Source organism: Streptomyces sp. NPDC086519 (genome assembly GCF_040686075.1).
Classification (GTDB): Bacteria; Actinomycetota; Actinomycetes; order Streptomycetales; family Streptomycetaceae; genus Streptomyces; species Streptomyces shenzhenensis.
The window spans coordinates 142,190-158,677 of the sequence record NZ_JBFBJL010000003.1 but is presented as its reverse complement, the minus strand read 5'-3'; the positions used below and the strand labels follow the sequence as shown (position 1 = coordinate 158,677).

General features: G+C 68.2%; 27 protein-coding genes. 3 read left to right on the top strand and 24 right to left on the bottom strand.

Going from position 1 to position 16,488, the window contains the following annotated elements; genetic code table 11:
• Window positions 1–148: 148 nt before the first annotated feature.
• From AB0P24_RS05080 to AB0P24_RS05065, 4 genes are read right to left on the bottom strand one after another with little or no spacing between them, the layout of a single operon-like run.
• Window positions 149–337: a hypothetical protein gene (locus tag AB0P24_RS05080; protein ID WP_365790816.1), complete on the bottom strand. Its 189-nt coding sequence runs from the start codon at window positions 335–337 to the stop codon at window positions 149–151.
• Between the two features lie 5 nt (window positions 338–342).
• Window positions 343–1,704: a replicative DNA helicase gene (dnaB, locus tag AB0P24_RS05075; protein WP_365790815.1), complete on the bottom strand. Its 1,362-nt coding sequence runs from the start codon at window positions 1,702–1,704 to the stop codon at window positions 343–345.
• Window positions 1,701–2,297, bottom strand: a complete 597-nt coding sequence (locus tag AB0P24_RS05070) for a hypothetical protein (RefSeq protein ID WP_365790814.1) — start codon at window positions 2,295–2,297, stop codon at window positions 1,701–1,703. The genes dnaB and AB0P24_RS05070 overlap by 4 nt, the downstream gene beginning before the upstream one ends.
• The gene (locus AB0P24_RS05065; RefSeq protein WP_365790813.1) at window positions 2,294–3,358 is read right to left on the bottom strand and encodes a hypothetical protein; all 1,065 of its coding nucleotides are present in this window, start codon (window positions 3,356–3,358) and stop codon (window positions 2,294–2,296) included. Before AB0P24_RS05065 ends, AB0P24_RS05070 begins: the two co-directional genes overlap by 4 nt.
• A 134-nt stretch (window positions 3,359–3,492) precedes the next feature.
• Between AB0P24_RS05065 and AB0P24_RS05060 the strand changes: the two genes are divergently transcribed.
• Window positions 3,493–3,810 carry a type II toxin-antitoxin system Phd/YefM family antitoxin gene (locus AB0P24_RS05060; RefSeq protein WP_365790812.1) on the top strand — a complete coding sequence of 106 codons (318 nt, stop codon included), beginning with the start codon at window positions 3,493–3,495 and terminating at the stop codon, window positions 3,808–3,810.
• 55 nt (window positions 3,811–3,865) lie between these two features.
• Here AB0P24_RS05060 and AB0P24_RS05055 read toward each other — a convergent pair whose 3' ends face one another.
• From AB0P24_RS05055 to AB0P24_RS04960, 20 genes are all read right to left on the bottom strand, one after another.
• Window positions 3,866–5,044: a hypothetical protein gene (locus AB0P24_RS05055; protein ID WP_365790811.1), complete on the bottom strand. Its 1,179-nt coding sequence runs from the start codon at window positions 5,042–5,044 to the stop codon at window positions 3,866–3,868.
• Between the two features lie 62 nt (window positions 5,045–5,106).
• Window positions 5,107–5,355, bottom strand: coding sequence for a WhiB family transcriptional regulator (locus tag AB0P24_RS05050; RefSeq protein WP_365790810.1), 249 nt, complete (start codon window positions 5,353–5,355; stop codon window positions 5,107–5,109).
• Complete coding sequence (locus AB0P24_RS05045) at window positions 5,352–6,194, bottom strand: hypothetical protein (RefSeq protein ID WP_365790809.1); 843 nt, start codon at window positions 6,192–6,194, stop codon at window positions 5,352–5,354. Before AB0P24_RS05045 ends, AB0P24_RS05050 begins: the two co-directional genes overlap by 4 nt.
• Window positions 6,191–6,442 (bottom strand): hypothetical protein, encoded by a 252-nt coding sequence (locus AB0P24_RS05040; protein ID WP_365790808.1) that lies wholly within the window; start codon window positions 6,440–6,442, stop codon window positions 6,191–6,193. Before AB0P24_RS05040 ends, AB0P24_RS05045 begins: the two co-directional genes overlap by 4 nt.
• A gap of 100 nt (window positions 6,443–6,542) precedes the next feature.
• The gene (locus AB0P24_RS05035; protein WP_365790807.1) at window positions 6,543–6,950 is read right to left on the bottom strand and encodes a hypothetical protein; all 408 of its coding nucleotides are present in this window, start codon (window positions 6,948–6,950) and stop codon (window positions 6,543–6,545) included.
• On the bottom strand, window positions 6,947–7,354 hold the full coding sequence (locus AB0P24_RS05030; protein ID WP_365790806.1) for a hypothetical protein: 408 nt from the start codon (window positions 7,352–7,354) through the stop codon (window positions 6,947–6,949). Before AB0P24_RS05030 ends, AB0P24_RS05035 begins: the two co-directional genes overlap by 4 nt.
• Window positions 7,351–7,683: a hypothetical protein gene (locus tag AB0P24_RS05025; protein ID WP_365790805.1), complete on the bottom strand. Its 333-nt coding sequence runs from the start codon at window positions 7,681–7,683 to the stop codon at window positions 7,351–7,353. Before AB0P24_RS05025 ends, AB0P24_RS05030 begins: the two co-directional genes overlap by 4 nt.
• A 68-nt stretch (window positions 7,684–7,751) precedes the next feature.
• A complete protein-coding gene (locus tag AB0P24_RS05020; protein ID WP_365790804.1) occupies window positions 7,752–8,726 on the bottom strand; it encodes an ATP-binding protein in 975 nt (324 codons plus the stop codon).
• Window positions 8,727–8,737: 11 nt separating this feature from the next.
• Complete coding sequence (locus AB0P24_RS05015) at window positions 8,738–9,574, bottom strand: PD-(D/E)XK nuclease-like domain-containing protein (protein ID WP_365790803.1); 837 nt, start codon at window positions 9,572–9,574, stop codon at window positions 8,738–8,740.
• On the bottom strand, window positions 9,571–9,861 hold the full coding sequence (locus AB0P24_RS05010; protein ID WP_365790802.1) for a hypothetical protein: 291 nt from the start codon (window positions 9,859–9,861) through the stop codon (window positions 9,571–9,573). The genes AB0P24_RS05015 and AB0P24_RS05010 overlap by 4 nt, the downstream gene beginning before the upstream one ends.
• A 114-nt stretch (window positions 9,862–9,975) precedes the next feature.
• Window positions 9,976–10,419 (bottom strand): hypothetical protein, encoded by a 444-nt coding sequence (locus tag AB0P24_RS05005; RefSeq protein WP_365790801.1) that lies wholly within the window; start codon window positions 10,417–10,419, stop codon window positions 9,976–9,978.
• Complete coding sequence (locus AB0P24_RS05000; RefSeq protein ID WP_365790800.1) at window positions 10,419–10,775, bottom strand: hypothetical protein; 357 nt, start codon at window positions 10,773–10,775, stop codon at window positions 10,419–10,421. Before AB0P24_RS05000 ends, AB0P24_RS05005 begins: the two co-directional genes overlap by 1 nt.
• A 97-nt stretch (window positions 10,776–10,872) precedes the next feature.
• Window positions 10,873–11,091, bottom strand: a complete 219-nt coding sequence (locus AB0P24_RS04995) for a hypothetical protein (protein WP_365790799.1) — start codon at window positions 11,089–11,091, stop codon at window positions 10,873–10,875.
• The gene (locus tag AB0P24_RS04990) at window positions 11,091–11,438 is read right to left on the bottom strand and encodes a hypothetical protein (RefSeq protein WP_365790798.1); all 348 of its coding nucleotides are present in this window, start codon (window positions 11,436–11,438) and stop codon (window positions 11,091–11,093) included. The genes AB0P24_RS04995 and AB0P24_RS04990 overlap by 1 nt, the downstream gene beginning before the upstream one ends.
• 1 nt (window position 11,439) lies before the next feature.
• Window positions 11,440–11,649: a hypothetical protein gene (locus AB0P24_RS04985; protein WP_365790797.1), complete on the bottom strand. Its 210-nt coding sequence runs from the start codon at window positions 11,647–11,649 to the stop codon at window positions 11,440–11,442.
• An 85-nt stretch (window positions 11,650–11,734) separates the two neighbouring features.
• A complete protein-coding gene (locus tag AB0P24_RS04980; RefSeq protein WP_365790796.1) occupies window positions 11,735–12,298 on the bottom strand; it encodes a hypothetical protein in 564 nt (187 codons plus the stop codon).
• 133 nt (window positions 12,299–12,431) lie between these two features.
• A complete protein-coding gene (locus tag AB0P24_RS04975) occupies window positions 12,432–13,043 on the bottom strand; it encodes a hypothetical protein (RefSeq protein ID WP_365790795.1) in 612 nt (203 codons plus the stop codon).
• Entirely contained in the window at window positions 13,040–13,486 is a 447-nt protein-coding gene (locus AB0P24_RS04970) for a hypothetical protein (protein ID WP_365790794.1), read from the bottom strand. The genes AB0P24_RS04975 and AB0P24_RS04970 overlap by 4 nt, the downstream gene beginning before the upstream one ends.
• A gap of 105 nt (window positions 13,487–13,591) precedes the next feature.
• Complete coding sequence (locus AB0P24_RS04965) at window positions 13,592–13,864, bottom strand: helix-turn-helix domain-containing protein (RefSeq protein ID WP_365790793.1); 273 nt, start codon at window positions 13,862–13,864, stop codon at window positions 13,592–13,594.
• Window position 13,865: 1 nt separating this feature from the next.
• Window positions 13,866–14,054 carry a helix-turn-helix domain-containing protein gene (locus tag AB0P24_RS04960; protein ID WP_365790792.1) on the bottom strand — a complete coding sequence of 63 codons (189 nt, stop codon included), beginning with the start codon at window positions 14,052–14,054 and terminating at the stop codon, window positions 13,866–13,868.
• A gap of 233 nt (window positions 14,055–14,287) precedes the next feature.
• On the opposite strand from AB0P24_RS04960, the gene AB0P24_RS04955 reads away from it, so the two are divergent.
• Together AB0P24_RS04955 and AB0P24_RS04950 are read left to right on the top strand one after the other, a co-directional pair.
• Complete coding sequence (locus AB0P24_RS04955; RefSeq protein ID WP_365790791.1) at window positions 14,288–14,722, top strand: hypothetical protein; 435 nt, start codon at window positions 14,288–14,290, stop codon at window positions 14,720–14,722.
• A gap of 466 nt (window positions 14,723–15,188) precedes the next feature.
• On the top strand, window positions 15,189–16,448 hold the full coding sequence (locus AB0P24_RS04950) for an integrase (protein WP_365790790.1): 1,260 nt from the start codon (window positions 15,189–15,191) through the stop codon (window positions 16,446–16,448).
• Window positions 16,449–16,488: the final 40 nt, after the last annotated feature.

The following is a 16,488-nucleotide window of genomic DNA, read 5'->3' as shown; positions in this document are numbered from 1 at the left end:
GCAGAACAGGTCGAGGACGCGGGGGCGACGCGAGCTCACGCGGCGGCTCCTTCCTGGTGGCTGGTGTGGTTGTTGGGGTTGCCGCCGCAGCGGGCGCACGTGCACACGCCGGGCGGCGGAGTCGGGCCGGATACGGCGGCGAGGGCGTTCATGCGGCCCTCCCCTGTCGGCGTTCGCGGGCTCGGTGGATTTCGGAGTAGGCGGACAGCAGCCGGCTGGTTGCCCAGCGATGGCCGCAGCTGGGGCACTGGTAGCCGTGGACGATCGAGTCGCCGCTCCGCTTCTCGGCGGCCGGGTCTATGCCGCGCTCGCAGCAGTTGGGGCAGGAGTCGGTCATGGCGATCACGTCCTGGCCATGTCGACGAAGCGGCTGTAGTGGCCCTGGAACGCGGTGGTGATGGTCGCCGTGGGGCCGCCGCGGTTCTTCGCCACGATGAAGTCGGCCTCGCCGGCCCGCGGTGAGTACTTGTCGTAGGCGTCTTCGCGGTGCAGGAGGATCACCATGTTGGCGTCCTGCTCGATGGCTCCGGATTCGCGAAGGTCGGAGAGCAGCGGCTTCTTGTCGCTGCGCTGCTCGGCGCCGCGGTTCAGCTGGGACATGGCGATCACGGGAACGTGGAGCTCGGCGGCGAGCTTCTTCAGGCTTCGGCTGATCTTCGCGACTTCCTGCTGCCGGTTCTCGCTGCGGCCGGACAGTTCGCCTTCCATCAGCTGCAGGTAGTCGATGACGACGAGGCGAAGGTCCCGCTTGCGCTTGATGCGCCGGCAGTGCGATCGGATCTTCGTGAGAGTCAGGCCGGGGTCGTCGACGATGTCGAGCGGCGCCTTGTTGATCAGCGGCCAGACTTTGGCGAGCCGCGCCCAGTCGTCGTCGGTCATGCCGTTCTGGCTCTGCATGTGATGCAGGGCGACCTTCGCCTGAGCGGACGCGATCTTCATTTTGAGTTCGGTGCGGGACATCTCCAGGCTGAAGAACACGGCCGGCAGGTCGTCGACGATCGCCGCCTGGCGGATGATGTCCGTTCCCAGGGTGGTCTTGCCGATGGCTGGCCGGGCCGCAATCACGACCAGCTGGCCCGGCTGTAGGCCGTTGGTCAGAGAGTCGAAGTCGGTGAACCCGGTGTTGACGCCTCGGGCCGGCCCGTTCTTCTGAAGTTCTTCGAGCTGCTCGATGAAGTCTTCGCCGTCGGCGCCGATGAGGGTGTCCTCGTCGCCGCGATTGGTGTCGTCGACGATGCCGTCGACTTCGGCTCGCAGGTCGTCGAGGAGTTCGCCGGTGTCGTCCACACCGCTGGCGATCTCGCTCAGGGTCCGGTGACAGGCCGACTGCAGGTTCCGCAGTACGGCCCTTTCGCGGACGATCTCGGCGTAGTGCTCGGCGTGGCTGGTGCTGGGGACTTGCTGGACGAGGTGGTGCAGGTAGGGGGCGCCGCCGATGCGGGTGATGTCGCCGCTCTTGGTCAGGTCGTCGGCGAGGACGATCGGGTCGACGGGAGCGCCGAGGGTGTACCGGGCGACGATCGCCGAGAAGATCGTCTGGTGGGCGGGCCGGTAGAAGTCCGCAGGGTTCTTGATGATTTCGGTGACGTCGGCAATCGCGTCCCGGGACAGCATCATCGCTCCGAGAACACCCATCTCGCTGGACATGTCGGCCGGTGGGCGCTCGTCGCGCCGCTGCTCGCCGTCGAGGTCGTCCTGGGTCACTTGTTGCTGTCCTTCCTGCGGTCGGCGCCGGTGAAGTGGGCGACAGTCGCCCCGTCGCCGAGGCGGGAGGAGGCGCGGTCGCCGAGGACGTCGCGGATCTCGCGGCCGATCAGGTTGGTTGCGATGAGCGTCGGCCGCCGGTTCTGCCAGCGGTTGTCGATGAGCTCGCTGATGGCGTCCGCGGTCCAGTCGTTGACTGCACGGGCGCCGAGGTCGTCGATGGCATACAGATCCGCGTCGCGCCAGGCGGTGAGCCGCTCATGGTCGACGGGACGGTCGGTGGCGAGCTTGACGTCGTAGGTGGTGGCGATGCGGAACAGACCGCCCCAGCCGGCGCGGATGAGGGTTTCGTTGAGCTTCCACAAGTGCCAGGTCTTGGTGGTGCCGATCTCGCCGGTGAGGATCAGGGATCCGTGATGGCCGGCGAGGTAGTTGTTCATCCAGGCGTGGACGTCGGCTCGCAGGTTGCCGGGGTCGGCGAAGGCGGCGGGGCGGCGGTTGAGGAAGGCTTCCAGCCGGAAGGCGACGGCTTCGGCTTGGGCTTCGGACCGCCAGGCGGCATGGTCGTGTGGGTCGTAGGCGGCGGTGTTCATGATGCGAACAGGTCCTCCACTGATGAGTTCGTGTAGTCGTCTGCGGTGTGCGTCTGGGCGCGGGAGCCGGTGCCGTCAACGGCGTGCAGGGTCCGCGACGTGCGACGCTCGGCGGCCTTCTTCGCGTCGTCGCGGATCCACTTCTGCCAGGCGTCCGGCCAAGAGGATCGGCGGGCGCCAGTGGAGCGGTAGTGCGAGACGAACTGGGCTGTCGAGTGGTCGAGGTCCATGCCGGGATAGGTGGCGTTGGCCCAGCGGCGCATCGTGTCGGTGACGGTGAAGCCGTCGATGTCGATGGGCGTCAGGGGGAGGCCGTCAGGCCGTTCGGCGCTCGGCGCGCTACTACCTGAGGTCTCTACACCCACTTCAACCCCCACAAGGGATGGGGCAGGGGCAGGGGCAGGGGCAGGGGCAGGGGAATGCGCGTGTGGCGCGCGCCCGCGCCCGCGCGTTGAGGGTATGGCTGGCCCCTCGTTACCCCCTTCGGGAAGGGGGTCGGAGGGGGTTTCCGAGGGGGGTGCGGAGGGGGTTCGGGAACCCCCTCGCGACGGGTCCGGTTCGGGGGTGCCGAACGCCTTCCGGAGGGTCTCGATGTGGGCACGGACCTGCTCCCGGTTCGACGGTCCGTCCTGCCCCTTGTACTTGGTGGGCTCGTCGCTGAGCTCGTCGAGCGGGATGCGGTCCATTTCGGCGAGCAGCGCGGTCCGAAGGCGGCGCGAGGAGATCTCCAGGGCCCCAGAGACCATCGAGCCCATCACCTTGGGCATGCGCCAGACGCCGTCGTTGCGAACGAAGGAGCGGATGAGGAGTTCCTCGGTGTCGTCGTCCATGACGATGAACCGGGCCTCTTCCAGCCGCTGGAGGAGCTTCTCCAACTCGGCAGAGGTGAGGCCGCGGGCCTTGCGGGACCAGCGCCGCAGCGTCAGGTCGAGCAGGCCGGCGTGGTTCAGGTTCGGCTGCGAGATGAGGAACAGGTAGAGCCGCTGCTCCTTCTCGTCGAGCGCGAGGAAGTCGGGGTCCTCCCAGATGCTGGTGAGAATCCGACCGTGTCCACGGGCCATGAGTAGGTGTCCTTCGGGGAGTGCTGGTCAGGGGCTTTGGGCGTGCGGAACCAGGGCCTCTAGGGAGGCCTGTTCAACCCCTCCCGCTGACGACTATCATAGCTAAGAAAGCCGTTATAGCTAAGGAGTGCAGGATGACCATCGCAGCTATCAGCTACGCTGTGGCCATGAGCGACCGCCCGACCGTGCACGAGAACCAGATCGCCGAAGCACGCAACGTGCTCGGCGAGGTCATCGCCCGTGCACGCTTCGCCGGCGAGCCGACCGTTCTCATCAATCGCGGCAAGAAGGCCGCAGTGATCGTGAGCTACGAAGACTTCGGTACTCTCTGGGAGCTGCGCGGGTACGTGGAGGATCTGGAAGGGCTCGACACGCCAGACGCCAGGCACAGGGCGCGTGTTCTGCGTGAAGCCTTGGATCTCGCCAAGGGGCGCGCGCTCGACTCGTCCTGACATCCCTCCTCCTTCCGTCTCCTTCTGGTCCCGCTACGGCGGGGCCGTTGTCGTTTCAGCTGGCGGTAAGCCAGTAGCTGGTGGGCCGGTGCGCGTCGCAGCGCCATCCGGCGGCGTACAGGCGAGCGGGCTGCCCACACTTGGGCCGGCCGGTCTCGCAGATGCCAGGGACGGGGCGCGGGATCGCAGGCGCGATCAACTCGTCCAGCGCCTCCGCGGCGGTCTCATCCAGTGGGACGGCCGGGGGACGCATCGCCTCCAGCTCGGCCTCCTTGGCGCGGGAGTGGCCGAGGCGGGCGCCGTTACTGGTCTTCGTCCGCTCTGGCGACGCATCAACGAACAGCGGCTGCGCCGCTGGGCCGGCTATATAGGCGACGTACTGGTCGTAGGACTTCCGGTCCGTCCAGAAGAACCGAGGCGCGCGGATCACCTTGGCGTCGACGACCGGCATGTACGTGCCGACGGGGGCGCCGCGAAGTACGTCGTCCAACTGGCCGGCCGTGACCGTTCCGCGAGCGTGGGACTTCCCGCAGCCTGCGAACTTCCCGTTCGGGCATTCGTGGCCCTCACGCACGGTGCAGGTGTAGATGTCGATGCGGTAGATACCGCCTCGGAACTCGTGCCGGTAGTTCGGGTTCTCGATCACCCGCAGGGGCAAGCCGCCGTCCGTGCGGAGAATCGGCACCAGGCCACGGACCTTGTCGTGGGTGGCGTGCCACATCGGTGTGCGTCCGACCGCGAGGGCGAGGCGGGTCCTTTCGGGCGCGCTGTAGCGGCCAGTGGCACTGAACGGGGAGTGCTGGTGTTCGTAGGCGATAGTGAGGGTGCCGGTGAGCAGGACGTCAGCGCGGGTCTTCATGTTGGGAGCCCACGCTTCGCGGCGCGGCTTGTATCCCTCGACCTCTCCGATCTTGAATGCCCGGCTGTTGTAGGCCCGGTGCTCGGCCGTTTCCACGGGCTCGTAGTCGTGGTCTGGTCGAGATTCGCCCGGCTGGTGACTGATGACACGGGTACCGCGACTGGTGTTGTAGGTCTTGAGCCACTGGACTTCGCGGTACAGCTCCCAGCACTTGGCGCATTGGACGAGCTGCGCCTTCGGCGAGTTGACGTTCCGACCTCGAAGCTGCTCCCACTCGGCGTTGGTGAGTTCAGCAGCGTCGACGATGCCGCGGTCGTTCTTGCGCGCGTATGCATGCAAGCTGGCGTCGGTGACGATGATCTGGTTGTTCAGCACTCCTGCTCACTCCTTCCAGTGGGTGGCGGCCCCGCCACGGCGGGGCCGTTGTTGTGTGCGGTCTAGGCGGCTGCGCGCCGCACCCGTTTCCGCTGCGTCTTGCTGAGGCCGCCCCAGACGCCTTCGGGTGCGAGTCCGTCGTAGGTGTGGAGCTGCTGGGAGTGCGTCCCGCATTCGTCCCGGACTGGGCAAGCACCGCAGATGCGTTTGGGTTGGCGGCTGCCGGCGCCGGGCTGTAGGTCGATCCACGTGTCGGGGTCGGCCTGCGCGCAGAGCGCGTCGTCCATCCACGCGTAGCGGTCGGCGCTCATGCGGCGACGTCCACGGCGTATTCGGGGTGGTCACGGAAGGCGTGGTCGAGGTAGCTCTTGTGGACGCCGAGCCGGTCGGCGGCGGCTTGCCGGTCGAGTCCCGCGAATCGCATGACCTCGTTGGCGTCCTGCGCGATGATCAGGCGGCGGGTGATGCCGTACATGGGCTCGAAGTCCGGGTCGTCGATGACGTCCATGCGACTGTTCCAGTAGGCGATCGTCGGCCAGCGTTCGGCGGCGGCCTGCTCGCGGATCCGCTTGACCGCTCGCGGGTCCTGGCGGGGCGGCTTCCGTGTCTTCAACTGCTCGTATCCGCGGGCAACCTTGGCGGCGGTCGCGGCGTACACGGGGCGGTCTTCGCGGCGCATGAGGTCGCTGATGTAGCGGGGGTGCACGCCGAGGGGTTCCGCCATCGTGACGAGGAGCCAGCCGGCGGCGCCTAGGGCTTGGATGCGGCGGTGGGTACCGACGTTGTTGGTGTAGCCGGATGCGGCGGCTTCGGCGGTGACTGCGAGGATCCGGCGGGCGATGTCGGGGCTGGTGGTGTGCTTGCGGGTTCGGCATCCGCCCTTGGCGGGCAGAAAGGCGCGGACGGTCCAGTCGTTGACGCCCGACAGGAGAGCAATGCGGTAGGTGTTGGTGCCGGCTTCCTGGAGGTTGAGGATGTGCTGGCGGACGGGTTCGGCGTCGATGAGGGTGGGCTGCCCTTCGCGCTTCTTGCGGCGCAGCTCGCGTTGCCACTGGTTTTTGCGTTCGACGCACTCCGGGCGGCGGCATCCGTAGTCGGTGTAGCAGGTGAGGTTGTTGTGGTGGGGGGCTTCTCCGGTACGGCGGGTCACGGTGTCTCCTTCCGGGTCTGGTTGCTGGCGGTGAGCACGTCGGTGTCGACCTGGTTGTCGGCTGCGGGTGCGGGGAGTGCCTGCAGCTGTTCGTTGATCCACTGTTCGGCGGTGCGGAGGCTGCGCCAGATGCGGCGGCTGGCGGCGAGGACGAGTGCGGCGGCGAGGAGGCAGCCGACGAAGACCACGCCGGGCCAGACGGCGGCCACGAAGTCGTAGCCGAAGTCGGCGAGCGGGCTGAGGGTCATCGCCGTCCTCCGATCAGGCAGGCGAGGCTGAGGCTGATGGCGGCAGCAACCAGGAGCAGCGGGACGATGGCGCCGGCGTGGAGATGCTGGAGACGGTCCATCAAGCGGCCCGCCTCTCCGCTGCGCGTGCGGCGCGGGCTGCGGCGCGGGCTTCGCGGCGGCGGCGTGCGACGGCTTCGCGGTGGGCGGCGGGGACGCCGATCCACACATGGACGAGGGACTGGTGGGCGCGCTGGCTGCCGCCAAACCCGTGGTGGCGGATGATCCCCGCGTCCTGCAGTCGGGCAGGGAGGCTGCCCCACTGGCTGGCCGGGCGGGGCGGGTCGGGCAGCTGCTTGCGGGCGGCGACGTCAGCGACGGTGAACGGCAGGCCCGTGTCTGCGGCCTCAACGAACGCCGGCCACACCTCGTCGACCCAGGCCTCGAAGTCGTCGACTATCCGGCGGGTCACGGCAGGAGCCGGGGCGGCGATCTCGGTGCCGTCGAACGCGGGCTGGATGTGCGTCATGACGCGTTCTCCTCGTCGGCGGGGATGGCTTCGATGCGCAGGCCGGGCTGGGATCCGTTGACGGCATGGCGGCGGCCGTCGGGCGACTTGACGATGAAGTCGAGGCCGCGGGAGATGCCGTTGGACCACTGCATGGCGTCGGCGATCTCACCTTCGAAGGTGACGCGGACCCGCGTCCCTTTCCGGGCGAGTGCACGGAGGCGGGCTTCTTCGTCGGTGAGGGCGTGCATGGGCCGCCGCTTCGGGGTGTGCAGGACGGTGACGCGGGTGGGGTGCAGGCCCGGGACCGGGCTGGTGCACGTGCAGGCGATCTGCTCGGGGTCCGGCGGCTGCACCTTGCAGGACTTGTCGCAGCGGCGGCAGTACCAGACCAGCAACGTCGACTCGGGAAGTTGGGTGGTCATCGACTGGCCTCCTCGGTGCGGCCGTACTGCTCCAGTTCGGCGTCGGTCATCAGGCCGTGCGGGATGCGGCCGGTGCGCAGGACGTCGCGGATGTCGTCGGCGGCCCGGCGGTAGGTGGTCGCCCGCTCGTGCTGCTGAAGCTGGACGGGGGTGGGCTCGTCGATGAGGAGCTCGTCGCCGAAGTCCGGGCCGGCCTTGGCCATCTGCTCCCAGCGTTCGGCGAGGGTGGTGAGGGGGGCGTGGAGGTCGGTTTCGCGGGTGGCCGCGGGGTTGTAGCCGGGGCCGGTGTGGGTGAGGGCCGCGAGGAGGCGGCGCCAGAAGTCGGTCATGTGTGGTGTCCTTGTCGGGTGACAGGCCGCCCGCGATTCGCCCGCGGGCGGCCTTCGCTGTGTGCGGGCTACTGCTGGGCGTTCTTGAGCGCCGTACCGCGCTCCTTGATGTAGGCGCCGAGACTGGTCGGCTGGCCCGTGTCCGGGTGCATGAGCGGGGAGGCCAGGAGCCCGCGGGACTCAACCTCGCGGTACAGGGCGAGCAGGCTGTCCGCAGTGGCGTCAGCCGACTGCGCGTCGTCGACGTAGGCAGCCGGGTCAACGGTCTCGGTGCCGTCGTTCAGCCAGTCGAGGAGCGGCTTGGCGATGTCGCGGATCCCGTCGGGCTTTTCCAGCACCTGCTGGTGGAAGGTCGGGCAGCGGGACTTGAGGAACCGCATCCGGTTGTTGATGTCCATCTCGGCGACGATGCTGAACTCGTACTCGACGCCCTTGCGCTGCTCCGCGCGCATGCCGACGGCGACCGGTTCCTTCTTGCCGCGCTCGTTCTCCTGCAGCACCCACTCCGTGTGGGAGCGCATCGTCGCGATGACGTGGCCGGGGAACGACAGCAGAGCGTCGATCATGTCGTTCTGGAGCGGGGTGCCGTCCTTCCAGCCGGCGAAGCTGTTGCCGCCGTACTTCGACTTGGCCTTCTCGACCTGGTCGAGGGTTCCGTCGGTGCCCTTCCAGAAGTGGGAGAGGGAGTCGACGACGACCGTGCCGTAGCCGGCCTGGGCGGCGGAGGCTAGCGCCTTGACGAGGTCGCGCGGGTCGTAGCGGTGCATGTTCAGGGAGTCGAAGTAGATGCCGTTGACGCCGAGGTAGAGGCTTGCCGACTCGCGCTCGGTGTCGATGACGGCGAAGCGCTCACCCTTGTTCAGGCCGTGGGCGATGTTGAGGGCGGTCCACGTCTTGCCGCATCCGGCGACGCCCTGGATGGACATGCGGGCCTTGACTCGGCCCCGGGTTGCGGGCCGGAAGGTGAAGGGACTGTCGTCGTACTCATCGGGCTGCTGGTTTTGGCGTCCGGCGCGGACGGGCTGGCCAAGCGGCTGGTTCATGCGGGTTTCTCCTAGGCGTACTGGCGCTCGACCCACGAGGGCAGCGCGGTCATCGGGTTGGGCATGTAGCCGTGCCAGTCGCCGGTTTCTCGGCAGATGGCGTAGGTGTTGAGGGCGACCGTGTTGAGGTGGCGGCCGATGCTGCGGGCCATCGGGTCGCAGGTGGTGACGACCACGAGGTAGGGCGGTTCCTTCTCCTGCAGCACGAACTGGAACGGCTTCTCGGGGTCGATCAGGTCGAGGGCGAGCCCGGCGTCGAGGTAGTACTCCTGCTGCTGGTGGTAGCCCCAGTCGTGGATCACCTTCGGCAGGTCGATGGGGTTCGCGGACTTGGTGGTCTTGTAGTCGACGATCTGTCCGTCGTGGCGCAGCCAGTCGAAGCGGGCCCGCCGCCAGACGCCGTTGTCCTCCCAGAACGCGGACTGCTCAGCCACGCCGGATCCGGGCTCCAGGAGGGGCGCGGCCTCCTCGTCGGCTCGCAGTGCAGCGGCCATGGCCTTGACCTGCTCCAGCTCGGACGGCTTGAGCGGGGTCTTGCCTTCGGCGCGTATCGCGGCGACCTCTGCCTTGACGGCGTTGGTCGTCCACTTCTCCGCGTTGACGACGACCAGCTCGGGACCGTTGCCGAGGACGAGCGTGTGTGCCGCGGTGCCGAGGTCGAACTCCTTCTTCGGCGGCTCGGGATGCTCGGACCAGTACTTGAACTTTGCGGGGCAGTCCTTGACGAGCTTGCGGGCGCCGGTCGAGGAGAGGCTGCCGCCGGGGATGGGATCCGAGTGGTACAGCTCGGCGTCGATGTCGTACAGGCCGGGCTCGACCTCGGCCGGCGCCTCCGTCGCGGTGGTCATCGGCGCATCCCCCTCGCGGCGCGTCCGACGATGCGGGCGGCGGTCTCGTTGCCGGGGATGGCGTGGAGGGTGTTGGCGGTCCGGCCGAGGATGGCTGCGGCGTAGGCGCCCATCAGTCGGCTGGCGTTGGCGTCGAGCCAGCCGCCGTCTTCGAGTGCGCTGCGCAGGATCCGTTCGGCGTCGGTGCAGTCCTCGCAGAGTCCGTCCTTGGCGAACGGGCCGCCCTCGTCTCCGCAGGCGGCACACGCGAGTGGCGCGGCCTGCTTTGTGGTGCTTTCGGTGCTCATGTGACCCTCTCTGGGGTGTGCTGATGGGTGGCCTCCAGCCCCGACCGGGGGGTGGTGCAGGGCTGGAGGCCCTGGGAAGCCGCGGCGCACGATGGGGGAAGCGCCGACAGCGGGCTATCGGGTGGTGGTGTGGCCCGGGTCGAGGACGGGGCCGAGGAGTCCGGCAGCGGCGGCGGCCCACAGCGGGCGGACGTCGATCGGGGCGGTGGCCTCTTCTTCCGGGCCGCAGGTGTCGCGGACCATCGGCGGCACCGTGATCCGGTTCGCGTTGGCGTCGGCCGCCTTGTACGGGGCGAGTTGGCCCCGGAGGTCGCTGGCCTCCTCGCGGGCCACGCGCAGATCATCGAGTGCCGTGGACAGGTCGATGGCCGCCTGGTCGAAGTCGGCTTCCAGCCGGCTGCGTTCGGCCTTCAACTCGTCGTTCTCCGTGGCGAGGGCGATGAGCTTGCAGGTGGCTTCGTCGAGTGCCGTGTCGAGGACACGGATCTTCTGCACGAGTTGCCAGGGCGTCATGCCGCGGTGCTTGGCCTTGGTCCGCACGTTCTGCAGGAGCGCCATCACGCCGCCTCCCGCAGGCTGGCCGCGGTGTCGCGGAGCAGCTTGGCGGCTTCGCGTTTGCCGTGGCCGCGGGCGTCGTTCCAGGTGACGATCGCGGCGTCGGGGATGCGGGCGAGGATGGCTTCCTCGGCGCGCCACGTGAGGAGGGACTTGCCGGTGTAGACGGGCGTGCCGTGGGCGGCGATGTTGACGGCGCCGATGACGTCGACTCGGCAGTTGGCCGGCCGGGTTCCGGAGGCGGCCTGCTTGTGGTCGTACAGGTCGCGTTTGCAGTGCCCGTTGGCGTCGATGACGTCCGCGGCCTTGGCGAGCAGGTCGGCGACCTCGGCTGTCGTGGGTTCGGTGAGGGTGCTCACGGTTGTTCCTTGCGGGCTCGTATGCGGTCGGCGATGGGTTCGCCGAAGAGGAGAAGGAAGGCGGTCCCGCCGATCAGGAGGCCGTCGACGATGTAGCTCACGGGCGCTCCAGGAAGCTGCGGTCGATGTAGCCGGCGGCCCGGCTGTCGCGGTAGCTGGCCTCGGTGCGGAGCCGGTGGTTGAGGTTGGTGGCCTCGTCCAGCTCCTGCTCCTGTGCGGCGATCAGGGGCAGGGCGCGCTTGATATAGAGGCGGGCGCAGGCGTTGACGAGGCCCGCGGTCGGCGACAGGTACGGCGACGGCAGCGGGGCGGTCATCACGCGGCCTTCCTGGTGCACCGGTCGGTGAGCGTGTTGGTGGCGGCCGTCCAGGTCTGCGGGTGGTCCCAGTTCGCGCCCGGCCACGCACCCTGCAACAGGGCGGCGATCTGACGGGAGCCGCCCGCCTGGAACTTGAGGAACGCGCCGTCAGCGTTCAGGGCGCGGGCCACGAAGTGCCGCTCCCCCGCCCCCGTGGCGTCCGTCCACAGTGGGGTCACGAGGACCGTGACCGCGCCGGGTGCGATCCGCTGAATACGGTGGACCAGCTGGGTCTGATGGCGGCGTCTGCGGGACGCCGACGCCTTCCTCGGGCGCACCGGCAGGGACTCGATGACGGTCGCCATGTCACGCCACCGCCTGCAGCGCGCGGGCCGGCGGCGGGGTGCGCCGGGCATCGATCGCGTCCAGCAGGCAGCCGGCCGCCCCGGAGAGGGCGCCGAGGTCGCGGATGGGCACCGGCTTACCAGCGGCCATGGCGGCTTCGATCGGCGCGTGCACCCTACGCAGCAGCTCGACGAGTTCGGCGAGGGCGGGATCCATGTCCAGGTACATCACTTCGCCTCCTTGGGCGTGGTCGGGGTGGGTGCGAGGAACCTGCGGAGCCGGTCGACGGGCACGTCCAAGTCGGCGATCGGGCGGGTCACGACGCGCTCCCCTCGGACTGCCGGTTGCGCAGTAGCTGCTTCGCCGTCGACATCACCGCGCGATTCCGCTGCTCCAGCCCGGCGCTCCGGTCGCACTGCACGCGCAGGGCCTCGTGGGCTGTTGACAACGCCTCGTTCGTGACGTGCCGCTCCGCCCGCATGCGGTCGAGTTCGTCCAGCAGGTCGCTGATGTCGCGGTCGGCGGCAGCGAGACTCCGCAGCGTGTAGCGAGCGTTCCGGATCTCCAGCAGCCGCGTCTCGCTCAGCAGCTCCCCGCGGCCGGGCGAAGACGGAGCGCTCAGGGCGGCGGCCTCAGCCTCGGCGGCCTTCGCCGCATTCCACTCCGCCTCCGTCACCGGGTCGACGTGGGTGAGGGCGATGTAGGCGCCGTTGCCCTCGACCCAGACGACGCCCTCACGGTCCAGGCCAACCGACTGGGCCTCGGTGCTCGTGCGGGTCACCAGCCGGCGGGCGGACGGGATGTCCTCCGGGCGGGCACCCGGGTACGCGAAGACGAGGCTGCCGACCGGGTAGCAGGCGTTCCACTCGGCGGCGTTCACGACGCACCGCCCTGGTTCCGGCGTGCGGCCTTGCGGCGGCTGGCCGCAGACGAACGACGCGGGCGCCCTGTCGGGTTCAAGCCCACACGCGGATCCGGCTGGGCGGCGGGCTGCTGCTTGGTCTTGTCGGCCATCACGCGGCCACTGCCTTGCGGCTGGCGTCGTACATGGCGATGCCCGCGACGATGGCGTGGCACTGCCACAGGTACTTCCAGTCGAAGTCCTCGAACGACAGATCCCACTCGTCGGGGAACCGCAACGTGACGTCGCCGTGCCGGAACTGGGATACGGCGAACCGAGCGGTCTCCGCGTACTCGATGTTGTGCTCGTCCGAGTTGAGGATCTGCTTGCCGACAGCTTCGACGGTTCCCGGGTAGCGGGACTCCAGGGCGGCGGCCTCCTCGACCAGCCAGGCGCGGAACTTTGACTGCGACCAGGACTTCACCCCGCCGGCGCGAACCTTCTCGTCCCAGTAGTCCGGGTTGATGGTGCGTCCGGCGCGGCTGTCCCGGAACAGGACAAACATGTCGATGGTGTCCGGGCCGAAGCGGTGGAAGTGGAACGACCCGTGGGAGCCGTTGGCGATCAGGTTGTGCGGCCAGGTGACCAGGTCCCACCAGCAGAGGGAGCTCTCGGCCGGGGCGAAGCGCAAATGGCGATACAGGCCGGCGTCGTGCAGCACGGTCATCTCGTGGCTGGCCGTCTCCCGGGCGAACCGGGCAGTGATCTCGGCGTAGTCGGTCATGCCGCACCGTCCTCGCCGTTGATGAGGCGGGCGACGGTCAGGGCGTGGTCGCCTTCCAGGTCGACCGCGAACTCGTCGCTGCCGTCCTGCGCGATCCGCGCCTCAACAACGTCAGCCACCAGGTCGATCCAGTCGGCCAGCGCGGCACCCACGGCCGGCTGCATGAGAGCGATGTACTCGGCGTTCCACGGCTCGCGGATCCCGCCATAGCCGGGCTTGATACGCCCCGAAGCGACCACCTCGGAAGCGACCGTGCCGGTCGGGTAGGCGTGGGAGTAGACGGCGCTCGTCGACGTGGCACGCGGCGACCACACCGTGCTGGTCTTCCACGGGCTCTCGGTGGCGTGCTTCACGTGCTTACGGAGCTTCGCCACAGCGGCACGCAGTTCGGTGACGGGTGAGGTTCGCTTGACCTCGGGGTCGGGTGAGACAATCTCGGGCAACGGTCTGCCTCTCTGTTCACGGATGGTGTGGGTGGATCGGTGCGGCTCTTGGGCCGCGGCGCCCCTGCTGCCGGTGTGCACCCGGCTGGTGGGGGCGTTTGCCGTCTACGCGGCAGCGCGGGCCGGTCGGCGGCTGGGGCGGTGGGTGATGCGCGGGCCGATGCGGCTGGCCTGGTAGTAGGCGGCGATGTCGTCGTCGCTGACGCGGATGACGCCGCCCTTCTTCTCCTGGCTGTAGCCGAGGCGGCCGTCGGCGAGGAGGCGTCGCACGGTGCGGACGCTGCACTTGAGGATCGCGGCGACTTCGCGCAGGTCGTGGTACCGCGGGCCGTCGATGTCCACCGTGGTGGGGGCCGTGGGGGACTGTGTGGTGTTCACTTCACTTCCTTTCAGGGGGGTCGGTGTGGGGGGCGAGGAGTTCGGTCTGGTGTGCGTCCAGGGCGGCTCTGAGGGCCTGGTAGTGGCCAGGTCTCATGCGGGTGCGGGCGCCGCGCTCCAGCTTTCGGAGGTAGTTCGCGGTGATGCCGACGAGGTCGGCGAGCTGCTGGACTTCCATCCCCGCTTGCATGCGCTTGGTGCAGATAGCCGTCCCGTCCACTGTGTAAGTGGTTGGGGTTTGTGCCATGGGTAGAAGTTACCCCTAGATGACCCTGACGTCTAGCCATAGATGGCCGTGAGTTGCCACTAGTTGTCACCTGTAGGCCCCAGATGGCCTGTGAGCTGGGCAAATGCGGGGTCTCTTTTGGGCCTAAGTCGCCCCCAGTCCTGGCTGGTCCCCGTCAGTCCTGCCAAGATGACCCCATGCCATCCCCTACCGAGCATGATCTTGAGAGGCTGGCGCGGGCAGCCCGACGCCGCCGCGCCGACCTGGGCGTCGCCATGAATGACGCCAACGCCAAGAAGGCCGGCGTCTCCAAAGGCACGTGGCAGCGAGTCGAGAAGGGCCTCCCTATCCGGGAGACGAACTACGTGAAGATCGACGGTCTGCTGCAGTGGGCCCCGGGCAGTTGCGTCCGGGTCCTTGAGGGCCGGGAGCCGGTGCCCGTCTCGGACATGGCGGACGCCGACGCCGCCAGTGTCCAGAAGTCACCTATCCCGCAGGAAGTCATCGACGAGGAGGCGCGCGACGTGATTCAGCTCGCGCTCATCGCGACGGCCAAGGGCACGACGGCCGAGGAGATTCGGGAGATGAGTGAGCGTGTGGTGCGCGACCTGCGTGAACGAGGGCTGATCTAGCGCAAGTTCACTCGATTGACGTACAACCCTTTACCCTTTACCAATCTGTTGCTTACTTTCTGTGCATCACTTGGTCCCGGACAGTCCCATCAGCAACAAAGCGTGGCAGAGTCGTGACACGTCCTTCGAGGCTTCCCTACAGGCGACGCAAGGGGGAGCCATGCAGCAAAAAGACGCGCTCATAGTCGACTACGGGCCAACGTTTGACGGGACGGCGGCTCGCACCGATGAAGGGATCGTCTGTGTGGTTCCGATCCAGATCCGCGACAGACCTGCCGCTCAGGCCTCGATGCGGGAGATGGTGAGGGACCTCGGTGGTGAATGTGGTCACTGCTCGAACTGTCCTCTTGGGCAGGCGGGCTGAGATCATTGATGACGCGGAGGCGAGGCAGGAGGGGTACCTGCCGAGCCTGCGCGCCACCGGCAGCAAGGGGGCGACATGGCCAGACGTGCTCAGGACATCTACGTGGAGTGGCGCGGCAACACCTGCCGCGTGAAGTGGTGGTCCGGCGAATACCACGACGACGGCCGCAAACGCTTCGAGTCCAAGGGCGGGTTCACCGACGAGGACGAAGCCTTCCAGCACGGCCAGGATCGGCTGTACGACATCCGCCACGGCACGCACGTCAAGAACCGTGACGGCGCCACCCTCATGACCGAATGGCTCGACAGCTGGCTCGACGGCCTCGATCACGCCCACCTCACCGAGGTGAACTACAGGTCGATCGTCGAGACGCACATCCGCCCCTACTTCGACAAACGCAAGGCGGCCGTCGGCGACATCGACGTCATGGCCTATCGGGCGTTCCGCAAGCACGTTCAGAGCGTGCTGAAAAAGACCACGGCGACGAAGGTCATGACCATCCTCGGCATGATCCTTGACGACGCGGTGCCCCGGCTGATCAAGGTATCCCCCGTTGAACGGACCAGGCGCCGCGGCAAGTTCACTCGCAAGCAGAAGGAGCGCAAGCGAGACATGCTCGTGGGGGATGTTGAGCAGCTGGCCCGCAACGCGCGCACTCTCCTCGGCGAGCCCGGCTACGCGTTCATCTGGACGATGGCCGTAACCGGGATGCGGCCGGCCGAGCTGTACGGCCTCACGCGTGAGTACTGCTACCCGACGTGGCCAGGATCCGACCTGCGGGCCGACCCGGATGAAGTGGACCGCTACGACGAGGACATGCAGCGGTACGGGAAGGGCGAGGGGCTGATGCCTGCCATCCGGATCGAGCGACAGGTGCAGTACAAGGACAAGAAGCTGACGTTCATGCCGCCGAAGTACGAGAGCTACCGGACCCTGGTCATCCCGCCGTTCCTGGCGGAGATGCTGGAGCAGATGCTGGCCGGCCATGACAGCGAGTGGGTGTTCCCGGCGCTCAACGGCAACAGCCTCGGGGCGATGAACTTCAGCTACGTGTGGTGGCGGCCGATCGCGGACGGAGCTGAGGAGCGCAAGGCGAAGCAGAGCCGATGGGACCGGCCGGCGCTGCCCGCGGTGCCGTCGTTCGCGGGTCGGCGCATGTATCTGCTGCGGCATGGGGCGAAGGCGTGGCTGGACGAGGACGGGCATCCCCGGTTCGCGGTGGAGTCGCGGATGGGTCACGAGGTGCCGGGCGTTGAGGGCACGTATTCAAGCGTGACAGTTGCGATGGAGGGGGCCATCATGAAGACGATGCAGGAGCGGTGGGAGCGTCTTCAGGAGAAGCTGGGGCGCACGGAGAGCTGACGGGTTTCCCAGTTCTTTCCCACTTGGTCCGTTTGGATCA